At 71.5% G+C, this 11,859-nt stretch carries 16 protein-coding genes and 1 tRNA gene; 5 read left to right on the plus strand and 12 right to left on the minus strand.

Annotation, left to right across the window (positions count from 1 at the left end):
* Positions 1–57: 57 nt before the first annotated feature.
* Positions 58–1,269, minus strand: a complete 1,212-nt coding sequence (locus NE235_RS10110) for an MFS transporter (protein WP_252801093.1) — start codon at positions 1,267–1,269, stop codon at positions 58–60.
* A 169-nt stretch (positions 1,270–1,438) separates the two neighbouring features.
* Between NE235_RS10110 and NE235_RS10115 the strand changes: the two genes are divergently transcribed.
* Both NE235_RS10115 and NE235_RS10120 read left to right on the plus strand, forming a co-directional pair.
* The gene (locus tag NE235_RS10115; protein ID WP_252801096.1) at positions 1,439–1,633 is read left to right on the plus strand and encodes a hypothetical protein; all 195 of its coding nucleotides are present in this window, start codon (positions 1,439–1,441) and stop codon (positions 1,631–1,633) included.
* A gap of 164 nt (positions 1,634–1,797) precedes the next feature.
* A complete protein-coding gene (locus NE235_RS10120) occupies positions 1,798–2,106 on the plus strand; it encodes a type II toxin-antitoxin system VapB family antitoxin (RefSeq protein WP_252801098.1) in 309 nt (102 codons plus the stop codon).
* On the opposite strand, the gene NE235_RS10125 is transcribed toward NE235_RS10120, so the two are convergent.
* The 9 genes from NE235_RS10125 to NE235_RS10165 form a co-directional block, all read right to left on the minus strand.
* Positions 2,103–3,221 carry an alpha/beta hydrolase gene (locus NE235_RS10125; protein WP_252801099.1) on the minus strand — a complete coding sequence of 373 codons (1,119 nt, stop codon included), beginning with the start codon at positions 3,219–3,221 and terminating at the stop codon, positions 2,103–2,105. The genes NE235_RS10120 and NE235_RS10125 overlap by 4 nt on opposite strands.
* Before the next feature lie 134 nt (positions 3,222–3,355).
* Positions 3,356–4,327: a phosphotriesterase family protein gene (locus NE235_RS10130; protein ID WP_252801101.1), complete on the minus strand. Its 972-nt coding sequence runs from the start codon at positions 4,325–4,327 to the stop codon at positions 3,356–3,358.
* Positions 4,324–4,899 (minus strand): TetR/AcrR family transcriptional regulator, encoded by a 576-nt coding sequence (locus tag NE235_RS10135; RefSeq protein WP_252801103.1) that lies wholly within the window; start codon positions 4,897–4,899, stop codon positions 4,324–4,326. The genes NE235_RS10130 and NE235_RS10135 overlap by 4 nt, the downstream gene beginning before the upstream one ends.
* 63 nt (positions 4,900–4,962) lie before the next feature.
* On the minus strand, positions 4,963–5,298 hold the full coding sequence (locus NE235_RS10140; RefSeq protein WP_252801105.1) for a hypothetical protein: 336 nt from the start codon (positions 5,296–5,298) through the stop codon (positions 4,963–4,965).
* A gap of 329 nt (positions 5,299–5,627) precedes the next feature.
* Positions 5,628–5,717 (minus strand) — tRNA-Ser (locus NE235_RS10145).
* A gap of 11 nt (positions 5,718–5,728) precedes the next feature.
* On the minus strand, positions 5,729–6,178 hold the full coding sequence (gene tadA / locus NE235_RS10150; RefSeq protein ID WP_252801732.1) for a tRNA adenosine(34) deaminase TadA: 450 nt from the start codon (positions 6,176–6,178) through the stop codon (positions 5,729–5,731).
* Positions 6,179–6,222: 44 nt separating this feature from the next.
* Complete coding sequence (locus NE235_RS10155) at positions 6,223–6,675, minus strand: tRNA adenosine deaminase-associated protein (protein WP_252801107.1); 453 nt, start codon at positions 6,673–6,675, stop codon at positions 6,223–6,225.
* Positions 6,676–6,702: 27 nt separating this feature from the next.
* Complete coding sequence (locus NE235_RS10160; protein ID WP_252801109.1) at positions 6,703–7,179, minus strand: tRNA adenosine deaminase-associated protein; 477 nt, start codon at positions 7,177–7,179, stop codon at positions 6,703–6,705.
* 88 nt (positions 7,180–7,267) lie between these two features.
* Positions 7,268–7,456: a hypothetical protein gene (locus NE235_RS10165; RefSeq protein ID WP_252801111.1), complete on the minus strand. Its 189-nt coding sequence runs from the start codon at positions 7,454–7,456 to the stop codon at positions 7,268–7,270.
* Positions 7,457–7,507: 51 nt separating this feature from the next.
* Between NE235_RS10165 and upp the strand changes: the two genes are divergently transcribed.
* The 3 genes from upp (at position 7,508) to NE235_RS10185 (ending at position 10,364) form a co-directional block, all read left to right on the plus strand.
* Positions 7,508–8,146: a uracil phosphoribosyltransferase gene (upp, locus tag NE235_RS10170; protein WP_252801113.1), complete on the plus strand. Its 639-nt coding sequence runs from the start codon at positions 7,508–7,510 to the stop codon at positions 8,144–8,146.
* A gap of 225 nt (positions 8,147–8,371) precedes the next feature.
* Complete coding sequence (locus NE235_RS10175) at positions 8,372–8,899, plus strand: PH domain-containing protein (RefSeq protein ID WP_252801115.1); 528 nt, start codon at positions 8,372–8,374, stop codon at positions 8,897–8,899.
* Positions 8,900–9,032: 133 nt separating this feature from the next.
* Positions 9,033–10,364, plus strand: a complete 1,332-nt coding sequence (locus NE235_RS10185) for a helix-turn-helix domain-containing protein (RefSeq protein WP_289848436.1) — start codon at positions 9,033–9,035, stop codon at positions 10,362–10,364.
* A 13-nt stretch (positions 10,365–10,377) separates the two neighbouring features.
* Here the strand turns inward: NE235_RS10185 and NE235_RS10190 are convergent, their stop codons facing one another.
* Both NE235_RS10190 and NE235_RS10195 read right to left on the minus strand, forming a co-directional pair.
* Positions 10,378–11,211 carry an EamA family transporter gene (locus tag NE235_RS10190; RefSeq protein ID WP_252801117.1) on the minus strand — a complete coding sequence of 278 codons (834 nt, stop codon included), beginning with the start codon at positions 11,209–11,211 and terminating at the stop codon, positions 10,378–10,380.
* Positions 11,208–11,855 carry a B3/B4 domain-containing protein gene (locus NE235_RS10195; protein ID WP_252801119.1) on the minus strand — a complete coding sequence of 216 codons (648 nt, stop codon included), beginning with the start codon at positions 11,853–11,855 and terminating at the stop codon, positions 11,208–11,210. Before NE235_RS10195 ends, NE235_RS10190 begins: the two co-directional genes overlap by 4 nt.
* Positions 11,856–11,859: the final 4 nt, after the last annotated feature.

The following is an 11,859-nucleotide window of genomic DNA, read 5'->3' on the forward strand; positions in this document are numbered from 1 at the left end:
CGGCCGCGTCACCGCTCCTCCACGACGACCGCGCTCCCGACGACCGCGCCGTACGGGCTAGGCGCGGCGTTCGGTGCACCAGCCGAGGAGCGCCAGGACGGGAAGGGCCGCGCCGAAGGCGGTCAGCGCGCCCCAGCCCCAGTCGTGGTAGGCGACCGAGCCGAGCTGCGACCCCAGCGCCCCGCCCACGAAGAACGTCGCGATGTACGCGCTGTTCAGCCGGGCGCGGGCGGTGGCGTCGAGTGCGTAGATCGTGTGCTGGCCGAGGACCAGCGTCGTCTGCACGGCCATGTCGATGAGGACCGCGGCGACGCCGAGCAGGATCACGTTGTGCCGGCCGAGCGCCGCGACGCCGAAGGACAGGGCCGCGCCGGCCAGGCCGACGGCCGTCATCGGGCGGGTCAGCCCACGGTCGGCCCAGCGGCCCGCCCAGGGGGCGATCAGCGCGCCCCCCGCGCCGACCAGGGCGAACAGCCCGACGCCGAGCTGGGAGTAGTGGAACGGCGGGCCGGTGAGGACGAAGGCGATCGTCGTCCAGAAAGCGCTGAACGCGCCGAACATCGCCGCCTGGTACAGCGCCCGCCGCCGCAGCGCCGGGTGAACGCGCGCCAGCCCGACGGTGGTGCGCAGCAGCCGGCCGTACGACAGTCCCGTCTTCGGGGGATGCGGCGGCAGGGTCGTACGGAGGACGAGCCCCAGCACGGCCATGAGAACGGCGGACGTGAAGTAGATGACGCGCCAGCCCGCGAGGTCGGCCAGCAGGCTGCTCAGCGCGCGGGACAGCAGGATGCCGGTGAGGAGACCGCTCACCACCCGGCCCACGATGCGCCCGCGCGTGGCGTCCGGCGCGAGGTCGGCGGCGAACGGCACGAGGATCTGGACGACGACCGAGGTCGCCCCGCTGACGAGCGAGGCGACGAGGAGGACGGGGAACACCGGGGCGGTCGCGGCGACGAGCAGGGCCGCGCAGGTGATCCCGAGGAGGGTCGCGACGAGCCGCCGGTTCTCGACGCGGTCACCGAGCGGGACGAGGAACAGCATGCCGGCCGCGTACCCGAGCTGGGTCACGGTGATCAGCGCGCCGGCGGCGACGCCGCCGACGTGGAACGTGCGGGTGAGCTCGGCCAGGAGGGGCTGGGCGTAGTAGAGGTTCGCGACGGTCAGCCCGCAGGACACCGCGAGCAGGAGCACCAGCCAGCCCGGCGGTCCGGCTTCCGGTGCCGGGCGGGCGGGGGACGCCTTGGTAGTCGGAGAGGGGCGGGAGGGCACGAAACCTCGCATAGGGGGTCTGGGCTGGGGATTCTTCAAAAAATACCCGTGGCTGCCGCACCACGCGTCAGCGCGTCCACCGACCCGCCGATTCCGAGGTTTGACCTTCGCCCTCCTGGAGATCCCTTCAGCGTCTCGGGGGGACGCGGATCAACCTCAGGAGGCACTCATGCTGGCCATCATCGCGGCGATCTGCTTCGCGGTCGCGCTCCTCACCGACTGGATCAACGCCGGCTCGGACTTCTTCAACTACCCCACGCTGGACACGATCGGACTGCTGCTCCTCGCGCTGCACTTCGCCGGATTCGGCGCCGGGTACGACTGGCGGGCCCGCGGCCGGTCCTGGCGCGGCCGGCGCCGCTGAGATCGTCCTCGGGCGGCGAGGCCCTCCCCGGTGTGAGATCCGTCTCCGGCACGGCGCCCACGGCGCCGTGCCGGGCGGGTCCCGCGACGGGCGTACGGCACGGCTCCCCGGCCTCGCCGCACAAACGAGGCGAGGCCGGCCGGCGCGGCATTAAACTGCATGGGGTGATCTTCAAGGCGGTAGGCGAGGGGCGCCCTTACCCGGAGCATCGGCTGAGCTCCCGGGACTGGGCGAGCGTCCCGCCACGCCAGGTCCGCCTCGACCAGCTGATCACCACCAAGGCCGGACTGGACCTGAACTCCCTGCTGGCGGAGGACTCCACCTTCTACGGCGACCTGTTCCCCCACGTCGTCCAGTGGCGCGGCCAGCTCTACCTCGAGGACGGCCTGCACCGCGCGCTGCGGGCCGCCCTGCACCAGCGCCTCGTCCTCCACGCCCGCGTCCTCGACCTGGACGAGAACGGCTCCCGCTAACACGCCGTACTACCGGCGGACCGCGTGCACTGCGCCGCGCTCCACAGCCTCGGCGTCGCCCACGTGAACAGCTTCGGGAACGCCTCCCGCCAGGCGCCGTAGTTGTGCTGACCACCCTTCACGATCATGAACGGGACGTCCGGCTGGTACCGCCGGACCAGGTCGACGAACGCCTGTGCCTGCACCAGGTCGACCTGGACGCCGCTGCCGGTCATCACCCAGAAGTGCGGCAGCCGGCCGGTGTACCCGGGCTTGGCCAGCACCTTCAGCGGAGAGCTCGCGTCATGCAGCGTCTTGTCGCCACCGAACGGATCGACCGGCTGCGGCAGCCGGTTCCGCTTGACCGGCTCGTAGAAGCCGCTCAGCGACGCCGCGATCCCGTACCGGTCGGGATGGCGTATCCCCAGGTTCGCCGCGCAGTACCCGCCCTCGGAGAACCCGGCGATCGCCCAGGCGGGACCGGGCGGTCGCACGCGCAGCCGGGCGGCGACGAGGTCGGGCACGTCGAACGCGGTGTACGTCTCGTCCTGCTCGCCGTGGACCGTGTCCAGGCACTGGGTGGCCCGGTCCCGCCCGCCGCCGACGTCGGGGATGACCAGCACCGCCGGCCTGGCCTTCCCTGCGGACATCAGCCTGCGGAACATGCCGGAGATCTTCAACCGGCCCTCGTAGTCACCCGGGTTCCCCGGGGCACCGTGGATCAGCTCGATCACCGGGAACCGCTGCGCGGCGTACTGCGGCTGGAAGTACTGCGGCGGCAGGTAGATGATGCCCTGGCGGACGATGTGGCTCTTCGCGCCGTTCAGCACGGTCTCCATGGCGAAGCCGTTCTTGCGCGCCTGCCGCTTCTTGACCGCCTCGCCGAGCACCTGGTCGAGGCGGTCACCGAGGTCGGGCACCCGCGCCACGCTCGCCGGGGCCTGGTTCGTCAGGTCCCGCCACGCGTCGCCCCAGCTCTGGTAGTAGCCGTAGAACCGGTTCACCAGGGCCACACCGAACAGCATGGCCGGGGCGAACGCGACCACCCCGGCGACCATCCGCACCGCGAGCATCCGGGTCTTGACCAGCCAGTACAGCGCGCCCATGAAGCCGAGCATGAGCACGGTGAAGGTCACTAAGCCCTGCGGACCGAACACGACACTCCCTACCCGCCGCCACCTCGCCAGGCCTGACGACTCCGGTCAGTAAGCATGACGTCCGCGGCGACGCGATAGATCCCGCTACGGGCGGGCGGAACACCAAGTTTCCTTTACCCGGCCGCTCCCGGCCCGGCAGCACGTGGCCGGTCGCCGCCGCGCCAGTCGACGGCGAACGCCCGTGCCGGGTTCGCGACGAAGATCTGCTCCGCGACGGCCTCGCCCAGGTCCCGTACGATCCTCGGCCGCATCACCCGCAGGAGGTACGGGATGCCGGGCCCGCCACCGGTCGACGCCCGCGCGGCGGCGGTGGTCGTGTCACCCCCCAGCAGCAGCCGGTCGGCGTGGCCCGCCTCGACCAGCGCCGCGAGCAGGTCGAACAGCCGCCAGTCGGTCGCGTGGTTGGCCCGGGACGGCCCGTCGAACGCCAGGAACGCGCCCGCCCGGCCCGCCTCCGCGTGCACGCTCGGGTCCGGGAACCGGTTCAGGTGACCGAGGATGACGCGCTCCGGCGGCACGCCGTGCCGGCCGCACAGCAGGTCGAGCACGTCCAGCGAGGCCGTGCCGAGCTCGTGGTGCACGCCGATGGGGGCGCCGGTCGCGTGGTGCGCCCGCGCCGCCGCGGCCATCACCGTACGGGCGTGGTCGTCCAGCCCGTGGAAGCCGCCCGCCACCTTGATCATGCCGGCGCGGGGCAGCGTGCCGCCGTCCATGCCCACGGTCAGCTCCTCGACGAAGAGCTCGTCCAGCCGCCCGTACACGTTCTCGACGACCCCGGGCTCGTAGTGCGCCGCCTGGTGCATGCCCGTCGCGGCGATCACGTGGACGTCGCCCGCCTTCGCCACCGCGGCCAGCGCCTCCGCGCGCCGCCCCAGCCCGTACGGCGTCCACTGCGCGACCGTACGACCGCCGAGCGCGCGGAACCCCCGCAGCTCCGACACCGCCGCGTCGGCGTCATCGAGCTCGTGCCCGGGCAACTGCCGGCTCCGGAAGAACAGGTGGTCGTGCGCGTCCACGATCCCGAGCTCGTCCGCCGGCACGTCCCCGAGGACGGTCCGCGCGAACCTCCCTGCCCCCTCGGTCATCCGCGCCGTCCCTTCACAGCGGTCGCGAGCAGGCCCAGCACACCCCTGATGGCATGCTCGAACGGTTCGGCGGACGCGGCTGCCCGGGCGAGCACGTAGCCGCCCTGCAGCGTGGCGACGATCGTCGCCGCCGTGGCCACGGGATCGAGCTCGGCCGCCAGCTCGCCGCGCTCCCGCCCCTCCGCGAGGACCCGGGACAGCCGCTGCCGCAGCCAGTCGAAGGTCTCCTCCAGCGGCTGCCGGAGCACATCGTCGGCGATGACGTCCGGATCCTGGGTCAGCCGCCCGACCGGGCACCCGCGCAGGACCGCGCGCTCGCGCAGCAGGTAAGCCTCGATGCGCTCGTACGCGGTGCCCGGCCCGGACAGCTCGCCCTCCGCCTTGGCCCGCATGTCCTCGGCGCTGCGGCGAAGAGCCGCCAGCGCCAGGTCCGGCTTTCCGGTGAAGTGGTGGTACATGCTGCCCTGGCCGACCCCGGCCCGCTGCTGGATCGCCCGTGGGCTCGTCCCCACGTACCCCCGCTCCCACAGCAGCTCACGCGTGCTCTCGATCAGCCGCTCCCTGGTGTCCATAACATACATACTAGTAGGTACAGCAGAGGAAGGCACCGCTCACGTACGCGCCGCCGGACGGCTCTACGGCTGATAGATCTGCTCGAGATAGGTGATCCGGCCGTCCGCGCCGACCCGCACGGTGAAGCCGATCCGCGGAAGCTGGTCCCGGTTCCGCGCCAGGGCCGCCGCGAAGGTCGCCGGGGTCACCGACTTGGCCGCCGGATCGTCCCCGGCCAGCGGCACCCGCAGCAGGATCCGGGCGTCGGGGCTCAGCTCCAGGGTCGCCTGCGGACCGGTGACCGCGACCCTGATGAACTCGCTGTACTCGTCGACGACATGCTTCACCTTCGCCGGCCGGTACGTCACCCGCGTACCCTCCGCCCGCACCATCACCCCGGTGAAACTCTTCGGCCGCACCGACGGACTCGCCACGGGCGTGCTGCGGACAGCCGACGGACGCCCCTCAGACCGATGCCCGGACCGATCGCCCTTACAGCCACCACACAGCACGACGGCCACCGCCACGAACGCCGCAAGCCAAAACCGGATGAGGCGCACGATCCCCCCTGAACCGTTGGGATATCCCGCAATGAGATTCCCAGAGGGACCACGCCGGTTTCAGGATCCGTGATCACGATCGCGTCACGAGGCGCGGCGAAGCCGCGCACCGGGGGGCCCGGGGGGTCGTCCCCCCGAAAGAAAGCCAGAAAACGGGAAGGTGGCCCCCGAAGGGGGGCCACCGAACATGGCGGTGGAGGTGGGATTTGAACCCACGGATGAGTTGCCCCATCACACGCTTTCGAGGCGTGCGCCCTCGGCCACTAGGCGACTCCACCAAGAGGGCAGCCTACCGGAACTCGGACGGTCCTCGGTCACGTCGGGCGGTGAAGAACTCGGTGAGCGGTGCGGCGCACTCGTCGGCGAGGACGCCGGAGATCACCTCGGGGCGGTGGTTGAGTCTCCGGTCGCGTACGACGTCCCACAGGGAGCCGACGGCGCCGGCCTTGGGGTCGTGGGCGCCGAAGACGATCCGGTCGAGCCGGGCGAGGACGGCGGCTCCGGCGCACATGGTGCAGGGCTCGAGCGTGACGACGAGGGTGCAGCCGGACAGGCGCCACTCGCCCCGGCGCGCGGCGGCCTGGCGGATGGCGATGATCTCCGCGTGCGCGGTCGGGTCGCCCGTACGCTCGCGCTCGTTGTGGCCGGAGCCGATGATCTGACCGTCGGGCGCGAGGATGATCGCGCCGACGGGCACGTCGGCGGCGGCCCGCCGCGCCTCGCGCAGCGCGAGCCGCATGGCCTCGTCCGTCGTGGGGCCTGGGGCGTCCGTCACGGCCGGGGCTATCGGAGCCGGTCGTACTCCTCGGCGAACCCGGCGCCCTCGGCGATGACGGACAGCGCATCGCCGGGGAGGGTGCGTTCGCCGAGTGCGGTCAGGGCCTCCGGGGTGGTCCCGAGGCCGGCGAGGAGCTCCGGGTCGCCGATGGGGTTCTCGTCCGACGTCTCGGCGGGGGCGTCGAGCTGCTCGCTGAGCATCTCGGCCAGCTCGCTGCTCTGGGGCGCCCTGCCGTCGGAGAGGAAGACACGGGGGTCCTCGCCGTCGTCCAGGCGGACCACGGCGAACCATTCGTCCTCCTGCTCGACGAGGAGGACGACGGTGTCGCCCGCCGTCTCGACGGCGGCCTCCCGCATGATGTCGGCGATGTCGTCAAGGCCGGTGACCTCGGTGAGGTCCGGCTCGGTCCCGATCCATCCGGCGTCGCTGCGTGCGAACACCCCGCAGTAGTACGGCACTGTTCCATTCTCTCCCGAAACCGGGCGTTACTCGATCGCGCGCTCGAAGGCGATGGCGAAGCCGAGTCGTTTGGCGATGCTCGCCAGCATCTCGTCCGGATAGAGGTCGAGGTCTCCGGAGAGGGCGCCGAGCTCCATCTCGTCCAGGCCGAGGTCCGCGAAGATCGACATGTCGCCCGCCGGGAGCACCTGGTCGAGTTCCTCGTCGTCGGGGATGTCGAGCTCGAGGTACTCGACGATCTGCCGGGCCAGCACCCAGTCCACGGACGCGGTGACGTCGGAGAGGAAGACGATGACCTCCTCGCCGAGCACCCGGAGCGCCACGAAGAAGTCGTCGCCGACCGCGACGAGCCCGATGGCGCCGCCCAGGCTCGGTTGTTGCCGGAGAGCGTGGATCAGCCCCTCGAGGTCTTCCGTCAGTGCGATGGGAAGCTGCTCCACCTCCCACGCGTCGTCTTCGCGATAGACCACGACAGCGAAGTCCGCCGTGTCCAGTTCAGTCATCTCCACCCCACCCGCGCGCGCGTCCTGCTCGGGCATCTTGGCAGATGCCGGGGGTCAAGTTTCGCGGCACGGGAAAACCCGGGTCCGGTCAGTTGGCTCGGAAGGTGCGCATGCGGACCGCCTCACGGACGCGTTCGTGACGCGATCGGCGTGGGGTCACGCGCTTGCGGAGCTCTCTCGCCTCGGCCAGCTCCCGGAGGAAGACGGCCCTGCGTCGCAGTCGGTCACGGACCTCCTCGGGGCTCATGTGGTCGTCGGGGTTCGTCCCATCGCTCATGGCCGGGTACGTTCCCCATGCTCAGACATCCATTCAGATACCTTTTCGGACATGAAGACCCTCGTCGTCGACCACCCCCTCGTCGCGCACAAGCTCACCACGCTCCGCGACGCGACCACCGATTCCCCCACCTTCCGCCGGCTCGCCGACGAGCTGGTCGCCCTGCTGGCGTACGAGGCGACCCGTGACGTCCGGGTCGCCCCTGTGACGGTCGCCACACCGGTGGCCCAGGCCGAGGGCGTACGGCTGACGCGGCCGCAGCCTCTGGTCGTGCCGATCCTGCGCGCCGGTCTCGGGATGCTGGACGGGATGACGCGGCTGCTGCCGACCGCCGAGGTCGGGTTCCTCGGCATGGTGCGGAACGAGGGCACGCTTCAGGCGACGACGTACGCCACGCGGCTGCCGGACGACCTGTCGGGCCGGCAGTGCTACGTCCTGGACCCGATGCTGGCGACGGGCGGCACGCTGGCCGCGGCGATCCGGCTCCTGATGGACCGGGGCGCCGACGACGTCACCGCCATCTGCCTGCTGGCGGCCCCGGAGGGCATCTCCCGTGTGGAGGAGGAGCTCGCGGACTGTCCGGTTCCGGTCCGGGTCGTCACCGCCGCGATCGACTCCCACCTGAACGAGAGCGGCTTCATCGTGCCGGGGCTCGGGGACGCGGGGGACCGTCTGTACGGCGTCGTCTGACAGCGGCTCTTTGCTACTGCATCGCTGCGTGGTGTACAAATTTAATGGGTCAGTGGGTCGGCCTTCGGGAGGCGGGGTTTCCTTGAAGAAGTACCTCACTCGGACGGGCGGGGCCTTGACGGGCTTCGCCTCGCCGAAGTCCCGTGACGCGACGCACGACACCCGGGGCGCCGGCGGTGGCCCCACTCCGGCGCGCGTTTCGGCGGCTCAATTCGTGACCGTGCTATGAGGCTGGTGACGCCCGGCGATTCGGCGCCGGCCTCCATCCACCGATACCTGCTGCCGCACGAGCACCAGGTGATCACCGTTCGGCGCCATCCCGCGGTGCTGATGACCCCGATCGGTTTCGTGCTCGGCGGCCTGATCATCGCCGGAGTGCTCAGCAACCTGCTGGCCAAGCAGGGCGGGGCGATCGTCAGCTGGATCTGGTGGGCGTGGCTTGTGCTGCTCGCCTGGTTCGTCTGGAAGGTCGCCGAGTGGTCCGTCGACTACTTCGTCATCACGAACCAGCGCATGCTCCTGACCACGGGCCTGCTGACCCGCAAGGTGGCGATGATGCCGCTGTCCAAGGTCACGGACATGAGCTTCCAGCGGTCCATCACCGGGCGGATGCTCGGCTACGGGGAGTTCGTCCTGGAGTCCGCGGGGCAGGACCAGGCGTTCCGCGTCGTCAGCTTCCTTCCGTACCCCGAACAGCTCTACCTCGAGGTCTGCAGCATGATCTTTCCGAGCAAGGACGACGCTGACGACTGATTCGACCCACGTCTTGACCAAAACTTATCCATGTTGTCCTTGTTGTTTGGGTTACTCTCCATGTGTGAGGTAGTGCACCCTACGAACAAGACGTAACCCGTTTCGGGTGAAGCCCTTCGGTAAGTGAGTCGAGATGCCCGGTCAAGGAAGCGTCGGTGAGCGAGTCCGTAACCTACGCCTGAGTAAACATCTGTCTCAGGCGCAGCTTGCCGGGACTGAGCTGTCCGACAGTTACATCTCATTGATCGAGTCGGGGAAGCGCACCCCGACGCCCGCGGTGGTCCGGCTGCTCGCTAGCCGACTGGGCTGCCTACCCGAGTACCTGTCCGAGGGCATCGAGCCGGAGGAGCGCCTCCATCTGCAGGTGCGCGTCCGCCATGCGGAGCTCGCCCTGCTGGCCGGCGACGCCGACCAGGCCCTCCGGTTGTTCACGGACATCCTTTCCGCCATCGACAACGACCCCGACCTGGCCAAGCGTGCCCGCTGGGGACAGGCACGCGCGCTGGAGGCCCGGGGCGACGGGGAGGACGCGATCAAGGCGCTGGAGGAGCTGCGCGAGGAGGCCTCGCGCGACCGCGGCCGTGCGGGCTGGCTCCCGGTGATCGTCGTGCTCGCCCGCTGCTACCGCGCCGCCGGTGACCTCGGCCGTACGATCGCGCTCGGCGAGTCCGCGCTGGAGCGCCTCGCGCAGCTGGGGTTGCTCGGCGGGGAGGAGGCGGCCGAGGTCGGGCGCACGCTCATCGCCACCTACCTCGACCGCGGCGACACCGCGCAGGCGCGGACGCTCGCCGAGCGGCTCCTCGCCGCGTCCGAGTCCACCTCCGCCGCGATGATCACCGCGTACCGGAAGGCCAGCCAGCGGGCGCTGGACGAGGGCGCGGGCGGTGAGGCCCTCTACCTAGCCGAGCAGGCGCTCGCGCTGCACGCGGGCGAGACCCTGGCCAGGGCGCAGGCCCGGCTCCGGGTGGCGTCGGCGCGCAGCCTCCTGCCCGGCGACGCCTCGGCGGAGTCCGCCACCAAGGCGCTGGAGCTGCTGCGTGCGGCCGAGGAGTCGCTGAGCGGCGTCGACGCGGCCGAGTGCCTGATCGAGACGGCACGGTCCAAGATGGTGCTCGGCGAGCCGGGCGCCGCGGTCACGATCGCCCAGCGGGTCCTGACCGAGCTGAGCTCCCACCCCGGTGGTTCGGTGACCACCATCCGGGCCCGGCTCATGCTCGCCCAGGCACTCGTGGCCACCGGTGAGCGCGAGGAGGCGCTGACCGCGCTGCGCGCCACCGGAGACCAGCTCGGCGTGCTTCCCCCCTCACGCGCCACGGCGCGGGTGTGGCGGGAGCTCGGCGACCTGTTCGGCGCCGCCGGCGACACCGAGGCGATGATGGACTCCTACCGCAAGGCGCTGGAGTCCGCCGGGCTGCGTTCCAGCCCGCAGCACTCCAGCATCGTCGCCAACCTCGGCAGCCGCTGACCCTGCGCGCTGCTCAGCCGGTCGTGACGAGGCCGACGCCGACGACCGCGATGAGGAGACCGACGCGCTGCACCGGCCGCAGCCGCTCCCCGTACACGAGACGGGCGAGCAGCACGGTGCTGGCCGGGTAGAGCGAACTGAGGACGCCCGCGACGCTGAGCACGCCGAGGCGGGCGGCGAGGACGTACAGCGTGTTGCCGAGCATGTCGAGGCTGCCGGCCAGCAGCGCGATGCCGAGCGTCGCGCGGTCCCGCACCAGCGCGAGGGGGCCGCGGCGTCTCGCCACGGCGACGACGACCACGACCGCGAACCCCGACACCTTGGAGGCGGCCAGCGGCCACAGGGTGCCGTCGTCGCCCAGCTTGAGGATCACGAAGAAGAGACCGAAGGACGTCCCGGCGAGGGCGGCGAGGACCGGCCCGCCGGAAAGCCGCACCGGCCCGGACCCGCGCTCGATGCTGACGAAGCAGATGGCGATGAGGCACAGGACGATCCCGGCGACCGTCGTGAGGCCGATCCGGTCACCGTGGGCGATGCCGACGGCCGCGGGCACGACGGCGGCCATCAGCCCGGACACCGGCGCGACGACGCTCATCGGTCCCATGGCCAGCGCCCGGTAGAAGACCAGCAGGCCGCCGCCGCCGGCGACGCCGGCGATCGCTCCCCAGGCGAGCTGCGCGGCGTGCCAGTGCCCGGTGAAGACGGCCACGGGCAGCAGCACGCAGAGCCCGGCGGGGAGGCTGACCAGCAGGACCCTCAGGTCGTCGGAACGCCGTGTCGCCGCGCCTCCGCAGAAGTCACCGGCGCCGAACGCGATCGCGGAGGCGAGGGCCAGGAGGATCGTCACGGTTCGAGCAGGCGCGTACGGATGACGACGTCGGGGGAGATCTCGGCGAGCATGCCGGCCAGCGCCTCGCCCGCGGCGCGCAGCCGGTCGAGCGGGTACGGCTCCAGCCGCTCCAGGATGAACAGGGCGTTTCTCGTCTGCTCGGTGATGCGCGTGCGGGTGCACTGGCGCCAGTTCCAGCGGCGGCAGGTCACTCCGGTGTCGTCGCGCCAGACGACCTCGCCGGGCTCGGGGTGCTCGACGACGGCCTCGCCGTTCTTCACCGTGTCGAAGGGCTCGTCCCCGGCGGCGCGGACGAGACGGGCGGGCCCGTCGTACGCGTCGAGGTCCTCGCCGCCGATGGGCAGCTCGAACCGGACGCTGACCATGTTGTAGGCGTCGACGACCCGGTTGATCTCCGGGAGGTCGCCCCGGCGGAGCAGCGCGTCCACCGACGGCCGGGCCCGCTTGGGGTTGACGCCGAAGCCGCGGTACGCCTCGCGCCACGCCTCCACGTGGCCGCCGTCCACGCCCTCGGACGGCGTGACGTCACCGGTACGGCCGTCCGAGGGCCCGTTCGCGAGCCCCTCCGCGGTCATCAGCAGGACCGCGAAATCGGGACGCAGGGCCTGAACCGCCTCATCGATGGCGATCTGGTCGAGCATCGGA

It is taken from the genome of Actinoallomurus spadix, from assembly GCF_024055725.1.
Taxonomy (GTDB): domain Bacteria; phylum Actinomycetota; class Actinomycetes; order Streptosporangiales; family Streptosporangiaceae; genus Actinoallomurus; species Actinoallomurus spadix.

Excerpts from the sequence above, each read along its gene's own strand:
- NE235_RS10185 (WP_289848436.1), top strand. The coding sequence starts at position 9,033 with ATGCCCGGTCAAGGAAGCGTCGGTGAGCGAGTCCGTAACCTACGCCTG.
- tadA (WP_252801732.1), bottom strand. The coding sequence starts at position 6,178 with ATGCGGCTCGCGCTGCGCGAGGCGCGGCGGGCCGCCGCCGACGTGCCC.
- NE235_RS10115 (WP_252801096.1), top strand. The coding sequence starts at position 1,439 with ATGCTGGCCATCATCGCGGCGATCTGCTTCGCGGTCGCGCTCCTCACC.
- NE235_RS10135 (WP_252801103.1), bottom strand. The coding sequence starts at position 4,899 with ATGGACACCAGGGAGCGGCTGATCGAGAGCACGCGTGAGCTGCTGTGG.
- upp (WP_252801113.1), top strand. The coding sequence starts at position 7,508 with ATGAAGACCCTCGTCGTCGACCACCCCCTCGTCGCGCACAAGCTCACC.
- NE235_RS10130 (WP_252801101.1), bottom strand. The coding sequence starts at position 4,327 with ATGACCGAGGGGGCAGGGAGGTTCGCGCGGACCGTCCTCGGGGACGTG.
- NE235_RS10195 (WP_252801119.1), bottom strand. The coding sequence starts at position 11,855 with ATGCTCGACCAGATCGCCATCGATGAGGCGGTTCAGGCCCTGCGTCCC.
- NE235_RS10165 (WP_252801111.1), bottom strand. The coding sequence starts at position 7,456 with ATGAGCGATGGGACGAACCCCGACGACCACATGAGCCCCGAGGAGGTC.
- NE235_RS10175 (WP_252801115.1), top strand. The coding sequence starts at position 8,372 with ATGAGGCTGGTGACGCCCGGCGATTCGGCGCCGGCCTCCATCCACCGA.
- NE235_RS10160 (WP_252801109.1), bottom strand. The coding sequence starts at position 7,179 with ATGACTGAACTGGACACGGCGGACTTCGCTGTCGTGGTCTATCGCGAA.